The organism is Amycolatopsis orientalis (assembly GCF_000943515.2).
Lineage (GTDB): Bacteria > Actinomycetota > Actinomycetes > Mycobacteriales > Pseudonocardiaceae > Amycolatopsis > Amycolatopsis orientalis.
Genome location: NZ_CP016174.1, coordinates 6,516,948 through 6,538,487, shown reverse-complemented (window position 1 = coordinate 6,538,487; position 21,540 = coordinate 6,516,948). Strand labels below are relative to the sequence as shown.

General features: G+C 68.4%; 18 protein-coding genes. 5 read left to right on the top strand and 13 right to left on the bottom strand.

The features are described 5' to 3' along the window. Window position 1: 1 nt before the first annotated feature. From SD37_RS28230 to SD37_RS28215, 4 genes are read right to left on the bottom strand one after another with little or no spacing between them, the layout of a single operon-like run. Entirely contained in the window at window positions 2-664 is a 663-nt protein-coding gene (locus SD37_RS28230; RefSeq protein WP_044850118.1) for a DedA family protein, read from the bottom strand. Window positions 665-724: 60 nt separating this feature from the next. Then, entirely contained in the window at window positions 725-1,726 is a 1,002-nt protein-coding gene (gene lipA, locus SD37_RS28225; protein WP_044850117.1) for a lipoyl synthase, read from the bottom strand. 37 nt (window positions 1,727-1,763) lie between these two features. Then, window positions 1,764-2,720, bottom strand: coding sequence for an oxidoreductase (locus SD37_RS28220; protein ID WP_044850116.1), 957 nt, complete (start codon window positions 2,718-2,720; stop codon window positions 1,764-1,766). Window positions 2,721-2,762: 42 nt separating this feature from the next. Continuing rightward, on the bottom strand, window positions 2,763-3,293 hold the full coding sequence (locus SD37_RS28215; RefSeq protein ID WP_044850115.1) for a hypothetical protein: 531 nt from the start codon (window positions 3,291-3,293) through the stop codon (window positions 2,763-2,765). Window positions 3,294-3,425: 132 nt separating this feature from the next. On the opposite strand from SD37_RS28215, the gene SD37_RS28210 reads away from it, so the two are divergent. Beyond that, complete coding sequence (locus SD37_RS28210) at window positions 3,426-4,043, top strand: TetR/AcrR family transcriptional regulator (protein ID WP_037309283.1); 618 nt, start codon at window positions 3,426-3,428, stop codon at window positions 4,041-4,043. 25 nt (window positions 4,044-4,068) lie between these two features. Beyond that, the gene (locus SD37_RS28205) at window positions 4,069-5,004 is read left to right on the top strand and encodes an LLM class F420-dependent oxidoreductase (protein WP_044850175.1); all 936 of its coding nucleotides are present in this window, start codon (window positions 4,069-4,071) and stop codon (window positions 5,002-5,004) included. 67 nt (window positions 5,005-5,071) lie between these two features. Here the strand turns inward: SD37_RS28205 and SD37_RS28200 are convergent, their stop codons facing one another. The 8 genes from SD37_RS28200 to lpdA all read right to left on the bottom strand — a co-directional run bounded on the left by SD37_RS28200 (window position 5,072) and on the right by lpdA (window position 12,644). Further along, on the bottom strand, window positions 5,072-5,368 hold the full coding sequence (locus SD37_RS28200; protein WP_044850114.1) for a hypothetical protein: 297 nt from the start codon (window positions 5,366-5,368) through the stop codon (window positions 5,072-5,074). 61 nt (window positions 5,369-5,429) lie between these two features. Next, window positions 5,430-6,173 (bottom strand): lipoyl(octanoyl) transferase LipB, encoded by a 744-nt coding sequence (gene lipB / locus SD37_RS28195; protein WP_037309289.1) that lies wholly within the window; start codon window positions 6,171-6,173, stop codon window positions 5,430-5,432. Between the two features lie 10 nt (window positions 6,174-6,183). Beyond that, window positions 6,184-6,798 (bottom strand): phosphatase PAP2 family protein, encoded by a 615-nt coding sequence (locus SD37_RS28190; protein ID WP_044850113.1) that lies wholly within the window; start codon window positions 6,796-6,798, stop codon window positions 6,184-6,186. Beyond that, window positions 6,795-7,679, bottom strand: coding sequence for a TIGR01777 family oxidoreductase (locus SD37_RS28185; RefSeq protein WP_044850112.1), 885 nt, complete (start codon window positions 7,677-7,679; stop codon window positions 6,795-6,797). The genes SD37_RS28190 and SD37_RS28185 overlap by 4 nt, the downstream gene beginning before the upstream one ends. A gap of 37 nt (window positions 7,680-7,716) precedes the next feature. Next, window positions 7,717-8,187: an ArsR/SmtB family transcription factor gene (locus SD37_RS28180; protein ID WP_044850111.1), complete on the bottom strand. Its 471-nt coding sequence runs from the start codon at window positions 8,185-8,187 to the stop codon at window positions 7,717-7,719. A 10-nt stretch (window positions 8,188-8,197) separates the two neighbouring features. Continuing rightward, entirely contained in the window at window positions 8,198-9,304 is a 1,107-nt protein-coding gene (locus tag SD37_RS28175) for a serine hydrolase (RefSeq protein WP_044850110.1), read from the bottom strand. A 131-nt stretch (window positions 9,305-9,435) separates the two neighbouring features. Next, window positions 9,436-11,214, bottom strand: coding sequence for a 2-oxoglutarate dehydrogenase, E2 component, dihydrolipoamide succinyltransferase (gene sucB, locus SD37_RS28170; protein WP_044850109.1), 1,779 nt, complete (start codon window positions 11,212-11,214; stop codon window positions 9,436-9,438). Window positions 11,215-11,270: 56 nt separating this feature from the next. After that, complete coding sequence (gene lpdA, locus SD37_RS28165; RefSeq protein ID WP_044850108.1) at window positions 11,271-12,644, bottom strand: dihydrolipoyl dehydrogenase; 1,374 nt, start codon at window positions 12,642-12,644, stop codon at window positions 11,271-11,273. 182 nt (window positions 12,645-12,826) lie between these two features. Here lpdA and SD37_RS28160 point away from each other — a divergent pair, with 182 nt between their 5' ends. Then, window positions 12,827-13,171 carry a hypothetical protein gene (locus SD37_RS28160; protein ID WP_037309309.1) on the top strand — a complete coding sequence of 115 codons (345 nt, stop codon included), beginning with the start codon at window positions 12,827-12,829 and terminating at the stop codon, window positions 13,169-13,171. A gap of 56 nt (window positions 13,172-13,227) precedes the next feature. Here the strand turns inward: SD37_RS28160 and SD37_RS28155 are convergent, their stop codons facing one another. Next, window positions 13,228-14,211: an SMI1/KNR4 family protein gene (locus SD37_RS28155; RefSeq protein WP_044850107.1), complete on the bottom strand. Its 984-nt coding sequence runs from the start codon at window positions 14,209-14,211 to the stop codon at window positions 13,228-13,230. A 150-nt stretch (window positions 14,212-14,361) separates the two neighbouring features. On the opposite strand from SD37_RS28155, the gene SD37_RS43925 reads away from it, so the two are divergent. Further along, window positions 14,362-16,908 carry a M64 family metallopeptidase gene (locus SD37_RS43925; protein WP_083255105.1) on the top strand — a complete coding sequence of 849 codons (2,547 nt, stop codon included), beginning with the start codon at window positions 14,362-14,364 and terminating at the stop codon, window positions 16,906-16,908. Next, window positions 16,905-21,539, top strand: a complete 4,635-nt coding sequence (locus tag SD37_RS28145; RefSeq protein WP_044850105.1) for a DUF6603 domain-containing protein — start codon at window positions 16,905-16,907, stop codon at window positions 21,537-21,539. The genes SD37_RS43925 and SD37_RS28145 overlap by 4 nt, the downstream gene beginning before the upstream one ends. Window position 21,540: the final 1 nt, after the last annotated feature.

Genomic DNA, 21,540 nt, shown 5'->3' with positions numbered 1-21,540 from the left:
TCTAGTCGCCCGCGCCGACTTTCGCCGGGGTGGCTTCCTCGGCTGTGACGCCGAGCGCCTTCCTCTTCTTGTAGCGCAGCAGGAAGAACACGGCGACGCCGAGCAGGACCCCGACGATGACCAGGCCGCCGGTGTTGAGCACGCCTTCGACCTTCTTCGCGGCTTCACCGAGAGCGGCGCCGATACCGATGTGGATGGCCGACCAGCACGCCGCGCCCGCCGCGGCGGCGGGCAGGAACTTGCGGAAGGGCAGACCGGAGGTCCCGGACGCCGCCGGGGTCAGCGTGCGGATGACCGGGAGGAACCGCGCGAAGAACACCGCCCACGCGCCCCGGCGTTCGAGCACGCCGGTCGCCTTGTCCCAGGCGTCGAGGCCGTATTTGCGGATCAGCTTCGTCTCGCGCAGGCGCGGCCCGAACCGCTTGCCGATCGCGTAGCCGAGCGAGTCACCGAGGGCGGCGCAGACCGTCACGACCGCCCACAGGGTCAGGAAGCGGGAGACCGAGGTCGCCGTCGTGGCCGCGATCAGCAGCCCCGATTCGCCGGGCGCGATGAAACCGAGCCCGATGGTGCATTCGGCGAACACCAGTCCGCCGGTCGCCGCGACCAGTCCCGGTTCCGGGAGTCCTTGCAGCCAGTTCAGAAGATCCGTTACCAACGCCACCAGGTCACTTTACTGATTCGTGACCTGGTGGGTGGCGATGTGGCGGAGAGGTGACCGGGGTCACCGAGCCAGCAGCGAGCTGGCTTCCTGTGCTGCTGGTCCTTCGGCGGCGAGGTGTGCCAGGTTCTCCGACAGCGCTTCGCCGCGGTGTGCCTTCGTCTGGGCGAACAGCCGACCGGCCCGATACGACGAGCGTACGAGCGGCCCGGCCATGACACCGGCGAAACCCATCGCCTCGGCCGCGTTGGAGTGCTCGACGAACTCCTCCGGCTTCACCCACCGATCCACCGGATGATGCCGCGGCGACGGTCGCAGGTACTGGGTGATCGTGAGGATCTCGCAGCCCGCGTCGACCAGATCCTGCATCGCGGGCGCGACCTCTTCGGGAGTCTCGCCCATGCCGAGGATCAGGTTCGACTTCGTCACCAGACCAGCCTCACGAGCCCGGGTGATGACCTCCAGCGACCGCGCGTACCGGAAACCGGGACGGATCCGCTTGAAAATCCGCGGCACCGTCTCCACGTTGTGCGCCAGCACCTCCGGCCGGGACCCGAACACCTCGGCGAGCTGGTCGGGGTCGGCGTTGAAGTCCGGGATCAGCAACTCGACACCGGTACCGGGGTTGAGCGCGTGGATCTGACGCACGGTCTCGGCGTACAGCCACGCACCACCGTCTTCGAGATCGTCACGGGCGACACCGGTGACCGTCGAGTACCGCAGGCCCATCGCCTGGACGCTCTCGGCGACCTTGCGCGGCTCAGTCCGGTCCAGCGCAGCGGGCTTACCCGTGTCGATCTGACAGAAGTCACACCGCCGCGTGCACTGATCCCCACCGATCAGGAAGGTGGCCTCACGGTCTTCCCAGCACTCGTAGATGTTGGGACAACCGGCTTCTTCACAGACGGTGTGGAGGCCTTCGCGGCGCACCAGACCTTTCAGCTCGGTGAACTCCGGGCCCATCCGCGCGCGCGTCTTGATCCACGACGGCTTCTTCTCGATGGGAGTCTGGGAATTCCGGACCTCGAGCCGCAACAGCTTGCGGCCATCTGGGGCAGCACTCACACCGCCACCCTACGCCCGCCGTAGTAGTGGTCGCCGCTCACGCGGGGTCGGGGGTGACGCCCGTCAACTTGGTGGTCACGTCCCACAACGCGGCGCCGAGCGATTCGCTCCTCGCCGCGGGAAGAGGCCGCACCTTGACCGGGTCGCCGCGCAATCCGCCCAGGCCGTGCGGGCCGATGTAGTCGCCGCCCGTCACCTCCGGAGCGGTCGCCGCGAAGAGCTGCGGGAGGGTGCCCTTGCGGGCGTTCTGCGCGATCAGGACCTCGCCGATCCGGTTGCCCGCGCCGACGAGCGCGCGGACCACCGGGTTGCGGTAGGAACGGGCCATGCCCGAACCGAGCCCGGTCCAGGTGTAGCCGGGGTGGGCCGCCACGCTGACGACACCTTCGCCCGCGGCGCGCAGCCTGCGGTCGAGTTCGAGCGCGAAGATCTGGTTGGCGAGTTTCGATTGGCCGTAGGCCGAACCCGGGTTGTACATCCGGCGTTCGAAGTTCGGGTCCGCGACGTCGAGGCGCGCGCCGGTCGCCGCGATACTCGACACGGTCACCACCCTGGCGCCCGAACCGTTGCGCAGCGACGGCATCAGCAGCCAGGTCAGCACCGCATGCCCGAGATGGTTCGTGCCGAACTGGGTCTCGAAGCCGTCCTTGGTGTGGCCACGCGGGGTGGCCATCACGCCGGCGTTGTTGACCAGGAGATCGAGCTTGTTCCCCGACAGTTCCTGGACCTTCTTGACGGCTTCGCGCACCGCCGCGAGGTCGGCGAGATCCAGCCGGACGAGTTCGGGTGCTTCCCCGGTCGCGGCGGCGCGGACCTGTTCCAGTGCTTTGGCGCCGCGTTCCGGCGACCGGCAGCCGAGCAGCACGCGGGCCCCCTTGCCCGCGAGCACCTCGGCGGTCCGCAGGCCGAGGCCCGAGTTCGCCCCCGTGACGAACACGGTCCGGCCGGTCTGATCCGGGATGTCGGCCTCGGTCCAGCGCGAGTGAGCAGCCATGTCGGTCACCTAACTACATCGGCGATGAGGCCGCCACGGGAATCAGGCGCTGGGCGCGAGCAACCGGAGCAGGTGTCCCATGGGGCTGCGGCGGCGGGCGGGCTTGGCCTGACGGCCGTGCCGGAGCAGGGTGGCGAACGCGCCGCCGACCTTGGTGATCTCCGCGGCCGGCTCGTTCCCGTCGGCCAGTCCCGCCGTGAGCGCGAGGGTGCGCAGCTCGGCTTCGTGCGACGGCAGCAGTGCGGGGCACCGCTCGAGCGCGGCGTCGAGAACCGCGCGAAGGGTCTCGTGCTCGGCCGTGGCCCGGTTCCAGGCACGGGTGACGGCGTCGACCCTGTCGAGCGGGAGGTCCTGATCGGCGTAGTCGGGGTCGGCCATCTCGGCCCGAAGGTATCCGCCGAATACCTGGTTCCACTTGTACCGAAGCGCGACCAGAAGCTCTTCCTCGGTCGCGAAGTACTTGGTGGCCCCCGGGATTTCGTCGAGTGAAAGCGGTTCGGACGGGTGGTGACCCGCCTGGCGCACTGCGGCTTCGAGGATGTCGCGCCGCTGGTAGAAGTCGTTCCAGCTCATGATGAAGGCTCCCCTCCGTGACCCGGTTCATACCGCAGGTTTGCGGCATACTCCCGGTACGGACCTGACAGCAGCCAACATACCATGGGTATGGGCTGGGACCGTCGGCGTAAAGTTGTGAAGGTGGCGACAATGAGGTCAAGGCGGCTGGACTATTCCGAGTCCACCCGGTCGGCACTCGTCGAGAGTGCCGTGGAGCTGTTCACCAAACGCGGGTACGCGGGCACGTCCCTCGACGAGATCGCCAAACGGGCAAGGGTGACGAAGGGCGCGCTCTATCACCACTTCAGTGGCAAGCAGGCGCTGTTCGAAGCCGCCTTCGACACGGTCGAGAGCCAGGTCTTCGACAGGCTCGAGAAGATCATGCACGGACCGGAATCGCCTTGGGAGCGGGCGCTCGCCGGGCTGCGCGGATTCCTGCAGAGCTGCCTCGACCCGGCGTATCAGCGCATCGCGATCCACGAGGCGCCGGTGGTGATGGGCTGGGAGCGCTGGCGCGAGGCGGAGGAGCGGTGCAGTTTCGGCCTGGTCCGCACCGGGATCCAGTCGCTCATCGATGTCGGTGAGGTCGAGGACGTCCCGGTGGACGTCACGGCCCGGCTCCTGTTCGGCGCGCTGTCGAGCGCGGCCATCGAGATCGCGAGTTCGCCGGAGCCGAAGAAGGTCAGCGCCCAGGTCGAAGAGGTCCTGGTGCGGCTGCTCGTTGGGTTCCGCCGTGTTCCGCCCGCCGAGCACGGGAAAGCGAGCTGACGGCACCGTCGATAGGGTGGCGTCCGTGGACCTCAGGATCTTTACCGAGCCCCAGCAAGGGGCCAGTTACGACGACCTGCTCCGGGTGGCGAAGGCCACCGAGGACGCGGGTTACGACGCCTTCTTCCGCAGCGACCACTACCTCAAGATGGGTTCGGCTTCGGGACTGCCCGGGCCGACCGACGCGTGGATCACCCTCGCGGGTCTCGCCCGTGAGACCAGCCGGGTGCGGCTGGGCACCCTGGTCACCGCCGCCACCTTCCGGCACCCGTCGGTGCTGGCGATCTCGGTGGCGCAGGTGGACCAGATGTCCGGCGGCCGGGTCGAACTCGGCCTCGGTTCGGGCTGGTACGACGACGAGCACACCGCCTACGGCCTCGACCTGCCGCCGATCAAGGAGCGCTTCGACCGCTACGCCGAGCAGCTCGCGGTGGTCACCGGGTTGTGGGAGACGCCGGAAGGCGAGACGTTCTCCTTCGACGGCGAGCACTACAAGCTCGTCGACTCGCCCGGCCTCCCGAAGCCCGCTCAGCGGCCCCGGCCGCCGGTGATCATCGGTGGTGGCGGCAAGAAGCGCACCCCGGCGCTCGCCGCGCGCTACGCCGATGAGTTCAACCTGCCGTTCGTGGGGCCCGAATTCGCCGCCGAGCAGTTCGGCCGCGTCGAGGACGCCGCCCGCGAGATCGGCCGCGACCCCAAGGAGATCATCCGCTCGGCCGCGCTCGTCGTCGCCGTGGGCCGGGACGACGCCGAGGTCGCGAAGCGCGCCGGCGTGATCGGCCGCGAGGTCGCGGAGCTGCGGGAGAACGGTCTCGCCGGGACACCGGCGGAGGTCGTCGAGAAGATCGGGCAGTGGCGGGAGAAGACCGGGATCACCCGGCTCTACCTGCAGCTGCTGGACCTCTCGGACGTGGACCAGATCGAACTGGTCGCCGCCGAGGTCGCTCCGCAGCTGGACTGAAGCTTTGCGCGTGAAGGCCCCCTTCCCTCGGCTCAGCCGAGGGAAGGGGGCCTTCACGCGCTGGGGATCACTGGATTTCGACGCCGATGTCCAGGATCTTCGCCGGCCAGCTGATGGTGAGGTGGGACTCCGCCCCGTTGGCGGCCCATTCGCCGAGGGCGTTGCCGCAGACCGGGCTGCAGTTGTACGCGGTGACCCGGTACATGCGGGTGCCGTATGCCGTACAACTCGCCCAGGCGTACTTCGCCCCGTCGTGACCGCCGGTGCAGCCGGGCGGCGGCGTGGCCGACGCCGCCGAGGGCAGGCTCACCGACGCGGCGACCGCGATACCGGCCGCCGCCAGAACGCGCGAAAACTTGCGCATGATTTCCTCCCAGTACGACCACCGGCCTGTCCGGCGGTCGTACTGGTGATCTTCGCAGATGTCAGTTCTGCAGCGCGAAGGTGACGCCGGGGGCGGCGGGAGCTTCGGGACGCGGCAGCCAGCGCTCGTCGCTCACCGGAAGGTCGCCCTCCAGCGCCGCGAGCACGGCTTCGCGGGCGATCGGCAGCACCGACGCCACGGTGACCTCGCGGTCGAGTTCGTAGGAGAGCGACGTCACGCCCGCGTCCCGGATGCCGCACGGCACGATCTTGTCGAAGGCGCCCAGGTCGGCGTTGCAGTTCAGCTCGAAGCCGTGCATGGTCACGCCGCGCTGCACGCGGATGCCGATCGCGGCGATCTTCCGCTCGACGCCGCGGTCGTCGGCCGGGATCCAGACGCCGCTGCGGCCCTCGACCCGGCCGGTGTGCACGCCGAGCTGGTCGCACACGGTGATCAAGGCCTCTTCGAGACGCCGCACGTAGTGCACGACGTCGATCGGGTCGGCGAGCTTGATGATCGGGTAGCCGACCAGCTGCCCGGGCCCGTGCCAGGTGATCTTGCCGCCGCGGTCGACGTCGATCACCGGGGTGCCGTCGGTCGGCCGGTCCTCGGCTTCGGTGCGCTTGCCCGCGGTGTACACCGACGGGTGCTCCAGCAGCAGCATGGTGTCGGGGCCTTCGCCGTCGGCCCTGGCTGTCACGTGTCGGCGCTGGAGTTCCCAGGCTTCGGTGTAGTCGATCGTCCCGATCTCACGGACGTCGACGGGCTCGGAACTGGCACGGCATGAAGCGGTCGAAGAGCTCACGTCAGCGACACTACGCCGGGTCGCGGGGCAGGGGCAGCAGGCCCAGTCCGGTCGCCGAAATCAGGCCCACACCGCCCACCGCCAGTACGGATCCCGCGGTATCGGTCAGCCAGTGCACACCCAGTACGACGCGGCAGAACGCGCCCACGACCGTGGCCACGACGGCGATCGTGATCGCGAGGCGCGTCAAATGCGGGCGGGTCCATGCGCAGAGGAGGACGGCGACGAAACCGGTGCAGGCGACGGCGACCACATGCCCGCTCGGGTAGCTCAGATCGGGGAACTCGCGCGGCCGCTCCCGGTAGAACACCGGTTTGGCGATCAGGCTGGTCATCCGGCACAGCACCAGGACGACGGCGAGTTTGACGCACAACACCGTCAGATCCCGCCGCCGCCAGGCGAGTACCGCCAGCACCGCGCCCAGCGCGAACGGCAGGACCGGGCCGAGGACGTTCGTGACCAGGCCCGCCACCTGTCCCGCCGGCCGGGCGTACTGCCCGTGGAACGCGTCGGCGAGTGCGACGTCCACCGGCGGCGGGCGGTCGTCGACGAACAGCCCGAGCACGATGAAGCCGATCAGCAGAAGGGCTCCGGCGAGGGTGTACAGGCTCCGTTGCAAGGTCATGTCGCGGCGGCCAGCGCGTCTTCGAGGGTCGGATGATGGAACTGGTAGCCCGCCTCCTCCAGAGCCCGGGGCATGGCGCGCTGCCCGAAGAGCGCCATCTCCTCGGCCGCCTGCCCGAGGGCGATCTTCATGGCGAATCCCGGCACCTGCCAGATCGCGGGACGGTGCACGGCGCGGCCCAGCGCCTTCGTGAACGCGGCGTTCGTGGCGGGCTGCGGTCCGCTGAGATTCACCGCGCCGGACAGGGATTCGTGCTCCAGCGCGAAAACGATCGCCCCGACCTCGTCGTCGAGTGAGATCCACGGCATGTACTGCCTGCCGTCGCCGAGTTTCCCGCCGAGGCCCAGGCGGAACAGCGGCCGCAGGACGTCGAGGAGTCCGCCCTTCCGCGCGAGCACCAGCCCGGTACGGACGCGCACGACGCGAGCCCCGGCGGTGGCCGCGGTCTCGGTGGCGGCTTCCCACGCGGTGCAGAGCCCGGCGAGGAAACCGCGTCCCGCCGGACTCGATTCGTCCACAACGGACGGTCCGGGGTCGCCGTAGTAGCCGACGGCGGAGGCGTTGACCAGTACGGGGATCCCGTGTTCGGCGACCGCTTCCGCGAGCACCTCGGTCGGTTCGACCCGGCTGTCGAGCAGGACCTGTTTGCGGGCCGCGCTCCAGCGGCCGGGCAGCAGCGGCGCGCCCGCGAGGTTCACCACGGCGTCGACCCCGTCGAGCGCGCCGTCGGCGATCTCCCCGGCCGGGGGATCCCAGCGGCGTTCGTCGGCGGCTCGCTCTTCCCGGCGTACGAGGCGGATCACTTCGTGCCCGGACCCGCGCAGCCGCGCCGTCAGGGAGGTACCGATCAGTCCGCTCGCGCCCGCGATCAGAACTCGCATGATCCGATCGTGTCGTATCCGGGATCCGGGCGCACGCTCAGGTCTTCAGTTGACCCGCGACGTCCGACGCAGCGGTGAGCAGCACCAGCACCGGGATCGTCGCGGTGGGCCGCAGGCGGTAGCTGCCGCGTTTGTCCTGCTCGACGATCCCGGCTCCGGTCAAGGCCTTGAGGTGGTGGTAGAGCTGGCCGGGAGAACCGAGTTCGGCGGCCTCCTGCAGGGCGGGCGCGGTCTGCGCGCCCTGTTCGGCCAGCGTCCGCACGAGCGCCACCCGCGCGGCGCTCGACAGGGCCGCGAGCACTTCCACCCGCGGCCCGTCGTCCTTCGCGAGCACCACTCCCGGTGGGATCTGGACGGTCCAGGTCAGCTCGACGGGTTCGGTCAGCTCGCCGTGGTAGGCCACGACGCCGCCGGGCAGGGCGGGCGGCGTCGTGGGTTCGTGCTGTCCTTCGAGCGCGGCGACCCGTTCTTCGAGGGCGGCGATCCGGTCGGCGAGCTCAGCGTCCATACCGGTTTATCTACACCGTCGGGCAGCCGAGTGCTCGCCGCAGGGCCTCGAAGCGTTCCGGGACGGCCAGTGCCGAGATCAGGAAGTCGACGAGCGGCAAGGCGTTCGCCTGGTCCTGATCGCTGACGTCGGTGAGGAGCACCGCCGCGGTGCCGGCACGGCCGCCCGGCCAGCGCACGGACAGTCCGACGGTGACGGTCCGCGGCATGCTTCCGCCCTTGAAGAGCACTTCGCTCGCTCCGGTCGGCACGCGATCGGAGAGCGGGAGCGCGAGGATTTCGCGGGCCAGCGTTCCGCCGGGGTGGTACCTGCCGAGTGCGAGACTCCGGTGGAGCGAGAACAGGTCCGAAGCCGACCCTTTGCCGTGTCCCTTGACCCACGGCCACTGCTCCTCGGTGGTCTGGGGCATGCTCGGCCAGCGCTTGAACGCCTCGGCGCGGAAGGCGGGATCGCGGACGAACCGGCGCGCGACCGCGTCACCCATCGCTCGCCGGACCACGACCGGGCTGCCGGGCGGGGGCGCGTATTCGGGCATCATCAGCATCAGGACCTCGCCGCCGAGCGACCGGGTGTCCGGCCTCGTCCAGCCGCCGCGCGCCGCCGCGATCTGGAGGGCGGGGTCGCCGAGCCGGGTGCGGAGGTAATCAGTGGCGGCGTTGTCGCTGAAGAAGATCATCGCTTCGGGGATTCTCGCCAGCGGGACGCGCTGTTCGGGGTCCTTCGCGATCCCGTAGTCGTCGCAGGGGACACCCAGCCAGTTGAGCGCCTGGAAATGCGCGCGGCCGTCGGCGACGAAGGGGTGGTGGGCGTCCCAGTCACCGACCCTGATCTGTTCCCGCGGGTCGAGCCTGCCTTTGGCGACCGCGACCGCGTACGCGCTGAGGTGCACAACCTTGATCGACGAAGCCAGCAGCCGCCGGACGTCGGCGTTGAGGGCGGCCCGGCGGCCCGCCCCGTCGTCGATCAGGACCGAGACGTCGCGGCGGTGGGCGGCGAGCCAGTCGAGCCAGCCCTGTTCGGTCGTCGTGTCCGGCTCGGCCGCGTTCGCGGACCCCGGCAGCAGCAACGCCGCCGACCCCGCGGCGGCGCCCGCCAGCAGGTGGCGTCTGGTCAGCATGGGCGTCCCCTCCCTCTCGTTTTCCGTAATTCCGGAATACTAGAGTTCTGGGTACCTGTCAAACGCGGGCAACGGCAAAGGCCCCCGCCCCGCCGGAGCGGGACGAGGGCCTTTGACGGACTACTGGAGGATCAGAGACCCAGCTCGTCCTCGAAGTTGCCCTCTTCCAGACGCTGCTTGATCGTCGTGACGAAGCGGCCCGCGTCGGCCCCGTCCACCAGGCGGTGGTCGTAGGTCAGCGGCAGGAACGCCATCGACCGGACGGCGATCGTGTCGTTGCCGTCGGCGTCCGCGATCACGACCGGGCGCTTCACGACCGCGCCGGTACCGAGCATGCCGGACTGCGGCTGCACGATGATCGGCGTGTCGAACAGGGCGCCGTTGGAGCCGATGTTCGTGATCGTGAAGGTGCCGCCCGAAAGCTCGTCCGGCTTGATCTGGCCCGAACGCGCGCGGCCCGCCAGGTCGGCGATGCGGTGCGCGAGACCGGCGAGGCTGAGCTCACCCGCGTCGTGGATGACCACCGACAGCAGACCCTTTTCGGTGTCCACCGCGATCCCCAGGTGCACCGCACCGTGGTAGGTGATCTCCTTCGTGTCCTCGTTGTAGGACGCGTTGACGTTCGGGTGCTGCTTGAGCGCCTCGACGGTGGCCTTCGCGAAGAACGGCAGGAACGTCAGGTTGACGCCCTCGCGCTCCTTGAAGGCCGCCTTCGCCCGCTGACGGAGCTTGGCGATCTTCGTGACGTCCACCTCGTGGACCTGCGTGAGCTGCGCGGAAACCTGCAGCGACTCGCGGGTCTTCGTGGCGGTGATCTGCCGGATCCGGCTGGCCTTCTGCACGGTGCCGCGCAGTGCGGCGAGCTCCGGCGAGACCGCGGCCTTGCGCGGAGCCGACGGCGCCGCGGCGGCCGGGGCAGCGGCGGCGGGCTGGGCGGCGGGAGCCGGGGCTTCCTTCTTCTGCTTGGCCTCCGCGGCCGCGAGCACGTCCTGCTTGCGGATACGGCCACCGACACCGCTGCCGCTCAGCGACGACAGGTCGATGCCGTGCTCCGAAGCGAGCTTGCGGACCAGCGGCGTCACGTACGGTCCGCTGTCGGAACCGTTGCCACTGCTCGCCTCGGCCTTGGGGGCCGGGGCGGCCTGCGGAGCCGGGGCGGGCTTCGGCGCGGGAGCGGCTTCGGCCTTGGGCTCGGGCTTCGGTTCCGGCTTGGGTTCCGGCTTCGGCTCGGGCTTGGGCTCCGGCTTGGGTTCGGGCTTCTTCTCTTCGGCCTTCGGGGCCGGGGCGGAACCGGCCGCGCCGATCACCGCGAGCACGCCGCCGACCTCGACGGTCTCGTCCTCGCCGGCACGGATCTCCAGCACGGTGCCGGCGACCGGGGACGGGACCTCGGTGTCGACCTTGTCCGTGGAGATCTCGAGCAGCGGCTCGTCGACCTCGACGCTCTCGCCGACCTGCTTGAGCCACCGGGTGACGGTGCCCTCGGTGACGCTCTCGCCCAGCTCGGGCAGCTTCACCTCGGTGCCTTCGCCGCCGGAAGCCGGCGCGGTGTCCGGCTGGGACGGCGCGGAGGCCTGCTCCTGCGCGGGCTCCGGCTCAGGCTCGGGCTCGGGTTCCGGCTGCGCTTCTGAGGTGTCCTCCGAGGAACCGGACGACTCCGGCACCCCGCCGGTCCCGTCGTCGATGACGGCGAGTTCGCCGCCGACCTCGACGGTCTCGTCTTCCTGAGCGCTGATCTTCACGACCTTGCCGGCGACCGGGGACGGGACCTCGGTGTCGACCTTGTCCGTGGAGATCTCGAGCAACGGCTCGTCGACCTCGACGGTGTCGCCCTCCTGCTTCAACCACCGGGTGACGGTGCCCTCGGTGACGCTCTCACCGAGCTCCGGCAACGTGACGGAGTAGGCCATCGTTCGCTGACTCCCTTGATATGTCTTGCTTGGTCTGGTTCTTCGACGGTGAGACGTCAGCTGTGTACGTGCAGCGGCTTGCCCGCCAGGGCGAGGAACGCTTCACCGAGGGCCTCGGTCTGGGTGGGGTGCGCGTGGATGAGCGGGGCCACGTCCTCGGGGAACGCCTCCCAGCTGTAGATCAGCTGCGCTTCGCCGATCAGCTCGCCGACGCGGTCGCCCACCATGTGCACGCCCACGACCGGCCCTTCCGGAGCCTTGATCAGCTTGACCCCGCCGGAGGTCTTGAGGATCTGGCTCTTGCCGTTGCCACCGAGGTCATAGGTGAAGGTGGTGACGTCGGAGCCGTACTTCTCCTTCGCCTGCGACTCGGTGAGACCGACCGAAGCGACCTCGGGGTGCGAGTAGGTGACGCGCGGGATGCCGCTCTCGTCGATCACGCGCGGCTCCTGGCCGGCGATCTCCTCGGCGACGAAGATGCCCTGCTGGAACCCGCGGTGCGCGAGCTGCAGGCCCGGGACGATGTCGCCGACGGCGTAGACGTTCGGCAGGTTGGTGCGCAGACGGTCGTCGGTGAGGACGAAACCGCGGTCCATCTTGACCCCGGCCTCCTCGTACCCGTGCCCGGCCGAGTTCGGGCCGCGGCCGACGGCGACCAGCAGCAGGTCGCCTTCCAGCGTCTCGCCCGACTCCAGCGACACGCTGACGCCGTTGTCGTCCTGCTTGGCGCCGGTGAACCGCACGCCGGTCTTGAAGGCGATCTTGCGGCGGCGGAAAGCGCGCTCGAGCTGCTTGGACGCGTACTCGTCCTCGTTCGGGACCAGGCGGGGCAGCGCCTCCACGATGGTGACGTCGACGCCGAAGGACGCCCACACGGACGCGAATTCGACACCGATGACACCACCGCCGAGGACGATGACCTTCTTCGGGATGTAGTCCAGCGAAAGCGCCTGCTCGCTCGCGATGATGCGGCCGCCCAGCTCCAGGCCGGGCAGCGTCTTCGAGTACGAGCCGGTGGCGAGGATGACGTTCTTGCCGGTGTGACGGGTGCCGTCGACCTCGACGGTGGTGCCGCCGACGAACGTCCCGGTGCCCTCGACGAGGTTCACCTTGTGCGCTTTGGCCAGGCCTTGGAGGCCCTTGTACAGGCGGGCGACGATGCCGTCCTTGTACTTGTTGACCCCGGCGATGTCGATGCCTTCCAGCACGGCCTTGACACCGAAGGTCTCGGCGTCGCGGGTCTCGTCGGCGACCTCCGCCGCGTGCAGGAGGGCCTTGGTCGGGATGCAGCCTCGGTGGAGGCACGTCCCGCCAAGCTTGTCCTTTTCGATCAGGGTGACGGAAAGGCCCAGCTCGGCCGCGCGGAACGCGCCGGCGTAGCCGCCCGATCCGCCACCCAGGATCACAAGGTCGGCGGAGGTGTCGGTCACTTCAATAACTCCTCGGCAAGCGGTAGGGGTGGTGCTCTGGCGCCGCTTCGCGCGGTATACGCGCGCGCGGACACTTGCCATCTTGTCACTACGCGCGGCGGGCCTGCGACCTAGCCGGGTATGCGACGGTGAGCACACGCCCGAGTCGGGATAATGGACACCGGACGCGAGTGGGAAGTGAGGTGGTCGGAGTGGGTCTGTTCGACTCGCTGCGCCGGCGCTCTAAGGGCGGGCAAAAGCCCGGTACGCTGCGGAAAGCCTCTTCGAACGACTTCAAGCATCTCGAAGAGTGGGCCTCTTCACGGACCGGTGTCGAGGCCTATGTGGAGCCCAAGACCAACGTCACCGAGACCACAGTCGTCCTCATCGCACACGACGGTGAGTGGACCCGGCGCCGGATCGACAGCTTGGACGCCGCACAGCAGTTCGGTCACAAACGGTCGATCCCCGTGTACGAGGTGGCGCGGGTCGGCTACCCGAAGCGGATGCGGGAGTACACCGAGCGGAAGAAGCGCGGGCAGGCTTGAGCGCTCGTGAGTGGTAATGACGGTTCTAACCGTCATTACCACTCACGACCCGGAGCTCACGCGGACTGCGCCAGCAGGAGCAGGTGCCGCTCCATCAGCGCGCGGAACGTCGGATGGACCGTGGTGCCCAGCGCCGGGTCGATCTCGACCGTCCGCCATTGCTCGCTTGCGGCCGTCAGCAGTACGACGGCCGGATCCGAGATCACCACGACGCCGCCTTCCGCGCGGAGTTCGGCCGTCCCGAGCAGACGTGGGAAGACGACGTCTGCGGGCAGGCCGTCACAGGTCAGCAGGAACTCTCTGTAGTCGCTTGGTAGCCGGAGTCCGAGGCGTGCTTCGGCCGCGTCGACGTTCCGTGCCGACGCCGCCGGGGGCGCGCTGCCACCGCCGCGCAGCCGGAGGATGCCCGCGACCACCTCCCGCCAGGACCCGGTGTCCGGCGGGTAGCGCTCGTACAGCGCCGCGACCAGTGAGCCGGCGCACAGCCCCGGCCAGTCGCCCAGCCCGAGCGGATCGGCGCCCGCGACCAGCCGCGGCGCGAGCCGCCGTGACCCGGCGAGCACGGCGACGTCCGGGCGGCCCTGCCGCGAGGCGATCTCGGCCCAGGCGTCGAGGTCACCGCGCGCGACCGCCTCGCGTAACCGATCCGGACGGGATGGCCCGAGGTGCGAGACGGCCTCACCGAACGGGGATCCGGCGAGGAGACCGTCGAGATCGGACACCCGCCGGGCGAGGTACGTGTCGTGGGCGCGTTCCTCGGCGTCGAGGTCGAGCGGGGTGAGCGCGGCGGCCCAGTCCGGCCGGGTGCCTTGAGCTTCGAAGAGCATCGCCCACGCGCGGGCTTGCACCGCGCCGGGGACGAGCGCGGTGACCGGGCGTTCGGTGAGCGCGTGCCAATGCGTGATCAGCCTGTCGGCTTCCGCCATGGCCCCGGACGTGGCGAACAACAGCGCCGCGTGCCCGATCCGGTCGTCGAGCGTCGCTTCGTCGCCGCTGAGCACGTCCCTGATCGCGCCTTCGAGATACGCGTCCCTGTCCACGGAAACGACCTTGCCACAACGAGGTTCGCCCTGCCCGCTGCCTCATGGTGCAGTTCATCGGGCCATGCGTTGACTGCTGATCCACTAGGCCGTCACGCTTGATCCCGGAGGCGCGTTTATCAGTCGAAGGCAGTGAATCGCGGAGGGGACATGGCAGCAACTCCGTTTTCCGATCTGGTGCTTCTCCCGCATTGCGATCTGCATATGGCGCTCTCCGGCACCGGCCCGCTCGTGCTACGGGTATTCGTTCGGACCGAGCCGACTCCCGGAAAATATCAGCTCACGCCCGCGTCGAACCCCGTCTTCGACTTCTTGGCTCCGCACAATCCGGTCGGCCACCGGTTCAAAGACGTGCCGAAGGTCGCCTCGAATGGTGTCGTCAGTGCAACCAAAGTGGGTGTCTACCTGTTTCAGGTGAGGGTCGGTAAACAGTTCCTCGTCGGACGGCTCCAGGTGCACACCCAGCTGCAGAACTGGTGGTTCGGCAACGACAGCATCACCACGGCGCTGGATGTGAACGTCGCGCACGCGCAGCCGTCGATCTACGCGCGGTTCACCCCGGGTGAGCCTGTTGACGAGGTCGGCGATATCACCGGTCACGGCTATGTCCAGCTGGTGTCGCAGGAACCGAACAAGGTGGCGATCGGCGCCGAGGGCAGGTTGCGCGGTCTCGTGGCGACGCCCGATGAGCCCGAGGCGGTGACCATCGATGGGACCTTTCCTGGCCTTCCAGGGAAGTCGGTCGGTGCCTTCGTGGTCGATTACGACCGCCCTCGGGACGTACGGGAAATTCGAATCAGTGACACGTCGAATGTCGGCGAAATGCAGAACATTCTTTTTCTTTCCGAAGGTTTCCGGCAAGCTGATCTGGCTGAAAGCGGAAGCTACAGCGCCATCGTGGAATCTGTCGTAAAAGACATGTTCAAGCTGCGCAGGCATGAACCTTACGGAATGCTGCAACAGCGCTTCAACGTTTTTTCCCGTGGCGAAGGATGGCTGCAAAATGGCGTGACGACCGGATTTCGTGTCACGAACAGAAAGACGTCGCAGGATCAAGGTTTTCCTATTCCGTACAACGGCCCGATCCATCCCGATGATCGGAACAAGCCGATCTATCCGATGGACGAATTCGTGGCAAGGGTGGGCCTCCCCATCCCGGGTGACAAGCATGACAAGCGATATTTTCTCCAGCTGTGGGCGTCGCAGAGTCTGCATGATTTCAAGCCGGAGAAGGTCAGTGACAAGCTGTTCGATGGCTGGAAGGAACATCACTCCAAGGGGATTCTGTTCGCTCGCGACACCTTCTTCGGCTTTCAGATCGGACGACGGTGGGCGGACCGGCTGTTCGACGCCTCCGCTCAGGCGGTCGACCCGCCCGCCAGTGATGACGTCTCCGACCCGAAGCTGAAGCCGTTCATCGCGCGCGTGTACGGCTTCTATCGCACCAGCGCCACCCGGGCCCTCAGCCTCGACCCGCGGCGCCATCCACCGGAGCTGTACGCGGGTCCGAGACAGGAGAATCCGCAAACTTCCTTCATGCGATACGTCCGCGGTCTGCGATACGAGACCGCAGCCATCGGCGACGTTTGGGTGCCGTCCGAGGTGTTCAAACGTAGTCGCGGGCTCATCGCCGTCATCGTCAACGATCCACTCTCCGGTGGTACGAACATCAACGCGAAGACGGTGGCTGTGCAGACGGTCGACGCGAGTCAAGGCGTGTTCTATGAAGACGCCCGATCCAACGAGGACCCGGGGGTGATGCGCCGTAACCTGCCGCCTCAGATCTCATTCGTGCCCGGCAGGGTCACCGATGTCGTGACTCATGAGTTCGGGCATTCCTTCAACCTCGCCGACGAATACGAAGACGCTGGATCCACCAACGACGCCCCTGACGCGGGTTCCGCGGTGGAGAAGTCCGCTGACAATGTGACCAGGCTCGGCGTCGTCCGAGTGGGCACGACCAGAGCGATCGACGCGGCGAAGGTCAAGTGGACCGCCCTGCCCCGCATCGAGAAGTCCGCCCGGCTGGTCAAAGCGTCAGTGGACGATGCGGGCCGAGGTATCAAGGTGTTCATCGATCCCCGGCGTATCCGGGATTGGTCCGGCTTCAAGGGCACCGCCGATCGTGTGTATCTGCGCAAGATCGCGCCCACCGCGCTGGGCGTCCAGTTGCCGCTGGGGACCTCGCCCGCGGAGTACGTGCCGGAACTCTCCGTCGTGGACGTCGATCCTTCGAACGGTGGATTGACGTTGAAAGGCGCCACGATGCCGCAACCTTCCCAGTATGCGGGCTTCGCGGCCGGCTCACTTCTGTATGTCCCGATGAAGCGGAGTGGACAGGCCCTCTCGGTCGTACGTGAGGACGTGCTCGCGTTCCTCAAAACCACGAAGAAGCCGATGAACTCAGACCCCAACCACGTCGATGCCAACACCGGCCCGGACATCCCGCTCCCCATCGGGGGCGTCGATCCCGGTTTCCTTCCGCGAGGTCTGCTCGGAGTCTACGAGGGCGCGGATCACTGGCCAGGGGGAAACTACCGCCCGGCAGGGGAATGCAAGATGCGCGACCAAAGCGCCCTTGGCGATTCGGGTCAGTTCTGCCACGTGTGCAAGTGGTTGATCGTCAATCGGGTCGATCCCGCCTGGCATGCCTGGCTGGAAGATCGATTCTATCCGGGAAGGCGGCTTCTCCCGTGACCGGAACTTTCGAAAAAATTGCGGCCGAGATCGGCAATGCCCTGGTTCCGCTGCGGGACGCCCTCGGCAGTCCTTCGGAATTCACCGGACTACTACGCAAGCTGGGCTGGTCGGCGAAGGTCGTGCCGCAGCCACTCGCGGACCTCGGCGCGGGCCTGGAGGCTTTGTCCGAAGCCGATGATCCACTTCGGCTCCTCCGCGCCGTCCAAACGGTAATCAACGGAATCCGGGCGGTCACCGAGGCGCCGGACTCGGCGATCCCGGAGGCGCTTCGCGTGGACGGGTTTCGCGAGAAGTTCCCCAAACAGCTGATCGACCATCTGGTCATCGACTACCTGCACCGCTATCGACCGGTGCTCGGGTCGGCCCTGCATGCCTTGGGGGTCATCAAGAGCAGATTCGTTCCCGCGGCGGGGAATCGGCCCTCGTACACGCACTTCCAGCTCGACGTCTCGGATCTGCCGCGGGTGCTCACGGATTCCTCCGGGGTCTTCAAGGAGGCCTTCGGCTGGGGTGACGCGAACTTCGATTTCGCGGCGTTCTCCGCCGAGCTTGACGACCTCCTGATGTCGGCGGGCGTGGACGTGCGCGTCGAGCACTTGGCCGACGAAGTGGCGGAAGCGGTACGAGACACCGAGAGGATGTTCGGCACGGCTCCGGTCCCCGCACTGAAGGGAATCGTGCTCGAACAACTGGTGGAGAAGAACCCCGAGCCCGATCCGACGTTCGACAGGCTGGCCGGTGAGGTGAAACTGGTCGCGTTGCCGAATGCGGACGGGGTTCTGCCAGGTTTCGCCCTGCTGCCGTACTTCAGCGGTTCACTGGACGCCAAGTTGGCCTTGACGGACGACCTCACCCTCATCGTCCGCAGTGAACTCGACTTCGAGGGTGGTGTCGCCCTTCGAATCCGGCCCGGCCAAGGGATCGAGACCGTCGTCGGCTTCGAGAAGGGCTCACCCGGCAAGGTCGACGGCGCCATCGAAGTGATCGTGGAGCGAGCCGGTCCCGACGGCGAACCCACTCTTCTGCTCGGCTCGAAAGACGGCACCAGACTGCAGTACCGCAAGATCGGCGCGACCGGAGGTGTCCGGATCGCCGACGGCGTGGACGTGTTCGCCGAGTTCGAGGTCAAGGGGCTCGAATTCGTCTTCAAGCCGGACGGCGTCGACGGCTTCATCGGAAAGCTGATCCCGGGCGGCGGGTTCAGCGTCGGTGGCGATCTCGTCGTCGGGATCTCGCACGCGCACGGGTTCTACTTCCGCGGTTCGGCGAACCTCGAAGCGCGGATCGCGGCGCATCTCAAACTGGGACCGCTGGAGATCCAAGGGCTCACGATCTCCGCGTCGCCGTCCCGTGACGGGATCCCGATCGGTCTCGGGACGACCATCAAGGCGGAGCTGGGACCCATCACGGCGGTGGTGGAACAGCTCGGGCTCACCGCCGACCTCACCTTCAAATCGGGCAATGACGGCAATCTGGGGCCGGTCGATCTGTCGCTCGGGTTCAAACCGCCCAAGGGGGTCGGTCTGTCGGTCAACGCCGGCATCGTCTCCGGCGGCGGGTACCTCTACTTCGACCCGGATCGCGGCGAGTACGCGGGCGCACTGGAGCTGGAGTTCGCCGGGCTGGTCGAACTCAAGGCCATCGGGCTGATCACCACGCGGATGCCGGATGGGTCGGACGGGTTCTCGCTGCTGATCGTGATCGCCACCGAGTTCGGCGGCGGGGGGATCCAGCTCGGGTTCGGGTTCACCCTGCTCGGTGTCGGCGGGGTGCTCGGGCTCAACCGGCGGATGGATTTCGCCGCGTTGCTCGACGGTGTCGTCGGCGGGGGTATCGAATCGGTGATGTTCCCCAAGGACGTCATCGCGAACGCGCCGCGGATCATCAGTGACCTCCGGCGCTTCTTCCCGCCGGAGGAGGGCCGGTTCCTCATCGGCCCGATGGCGAAGATCGGCTGGGGGACACCGGCGCTGGTCACCGTGTCGCTCGGGGTGATCGTGGAGATCCCGCCGGGCAACATCGCGATCCTCGGGGTGCTGAGATGCGTGTTGCCCAGTGAGGACGTCGCCCTGCTGAAGCTGCAGGTCAACTTCATCGGCGCGCTCGAAGTCGACAAGTCGAGACTCTGGTTCTACGCCCAGCTTTTCGACTCACGCATCCTGACGATGTCCATCGAGGGCGGCATGGGGCTGCTCGTCGACTGGAGCGACAACCCCGACTTCGTGCTCAGCGTCGGCGGATTCCATCCGTCGTTCAAGCCACCGCCGCTGCCGTTCCCCGTGCCGCCGAGGCTGTCGATCGACATCCTCAACTCGCTGGGGCGGTTGATCCGGGTCTCCGGCTATTTCGCGGTCACCAGCAATACCGCGCAGTTCGGCGCCAAGGCCGAACTCCGGCTGGGGTTCGGCGGATTCGGGATCGAGGGGCATCTCGCCTTCGACGCGCTGTTCCGGTTCTCCCCGTTCTCGTTCGTCATCCAGATCTCGGCCGGTGTCTCGCTGAAGGCGTTCGGGGTCGGTGTCTTCGGCATCGATCTCGATTTCCAGCTGGAGGGTCCGTCGCCGTGGCGGGCACACGGCCGCGGCTCGATCTCCTTGCTGTTCTTCGAGATCTCGGCGGACTTCGACATCTCCTGGGGCGAGGAGCGCGACACCGCGCTGCCCCCGGTCGAGGTGATCGGCCTGCTGGAGAACGAGATCCGCAAGATCGAGGGCTGGCGGACCCGGTTGCCCGCGGGCGGGTTCAACCCGCTGGTGACGTTGCGGCAGTTGCCGGGGACCGACGACCTCGTGCTCCATCCGCTGGGGTCGCTGTTCATCCATCAGCGGGCGATCCCGCTCGACGTCCGGATCGACCGGGTCGGCGCGCAGCGGCCGAGTGACGGCAAGCGGTTCAAGATCGAACCGATGCCGCACAAGGGCCTGGAGCGGGTGTCGAGTACCGGTGACAAGTTCGCGATGGGGCAGTTCCAGGACTCGAACGACGCCGAGAAGCTTTCCCGCGCGGCGTACGAGGAGCAGAACGCGGGACTGGAGCTCACCGCCGAAAAGGGAGCCATCGCGTCGCCGCGGGTGGTGCGCCGCAGCGCGCGGTACGAACTGTACATAGTGGACAATGAACCACCGGAGACCGTCACCACCCTGGGGATGCGGCGCCGCCGCGTCGGGATGGCGATGAAGGCGCCTGCCAAGCCGAAGCTGTACAGCGCGCCGCCGTCGGTGTTCGGCACGCTGCTCGACGGCAGCAGTACCGCGCGTTCGTCGTTGTCCCGGCACGAAACCCGCTTGCGGCAACCGTTCGCGCCGTCGGAGACGGTGCGGGTCACCGGTGACACCTTCATCGTCGCCTACCGCCGCAACAACGTGCAGGCCTTCCCGCCCGCGAAAACGGGGTCGACCACGGCGAGCTTCCGGAGTGAGGCGAGCGCGGCCGACGCGATGGCGGGCTGGATCGCCGCCGAACCGAACCTTGCCGGGCAGGTGCATCTCCTTCGCCGCACGGAAGGTGCGGGCGGCGCCGTGGCCGAACCCGGCACCTGGTCGGCACTGGACATGCCGTCACCGGTCTCGGCGACCGACGCGGTCCGCCTCGTGAGCGGCAAGGTCCTCATCGCGGGCGGCGCCGACGCGTACGGGAAACCGGTGGCGACGACGTCGTTGTTCGACCCGGTGGCGGTCGGCTGGGAGACCGATGCGGGATCGTTGAAGACCGCGCGGCTGCGGCACGCTACGGCCAGGCTCGCCGACGGCCGGGTCGTCGCGTCCGGTGGGCTCGACGCCGGTGGGGCGCCGCTGTCCTCGGCGGAGGTGTTCGACCCGCTCGCGAAGTCCTGGCAGGACACGGGAACCCTGAACACGGCTCGCGGCGGGCACACCGCCACGCCGATCGGCACCCGGCTGCTCGTCGTGGGTGGCACCTCCGATCGGGGTGCCGCGCTGGCTTCGGCGGAGTCGCTCGACCCGCGGACCCTCCAGTGGACGACGGTCGCGGCGATGGCCGACGCCCGCACGGGGCATCAGGCCGTCGTCCTCACCGACAAGGAGACCAAGAAGGCGACCGGTGTGCTGGTCATCGGGGGCGCGACGACGACCGGCGAAGGTGAGCGCGCGCTGGCGACCTGCGAGATCTACGACCTGGCGACCGGGACCTGGCTCCCGGCCGGCTCGCTCGCCGTGCCCCGCAAGGGACATTCGGCGGCGGTGCTGCCCGACGGGCGGGTGCTGGTCACCGGGGGAGACGCCGTCAGCGAGCTTCCGTATCACCCGGGAAGTCTTGCCTCGGCGGAGATCTTCGACCCGGCGAGCAAGACCTGGTCCTCGGCCGGCCGGCTGCCCGGCGGCGGCCGGAGCGGCCACCGCTGCGTGGCCACACCGGTCGGCGCAGTCGTCACCGGCGGCGTCGGCCGTCCACAAGCGACGGCAGGTTTCCGGTCCACTGTGGTCTTCAACCCCGATTCCGGGACCTGGACCGAAACCGGCGCGCTCGCCGGTGGCCGCTGGGACTTCCCGGCGGTCGCCCTGGCCGACGGCCGCGCGTTCGCCGTCGCGGGCCTTGCCCGCACGGGGGCCGGTGCGCCGGGACCCGAGCCCGCCGAACTCAACGGCGAAGCCGAGATCTACCTGCCATGAA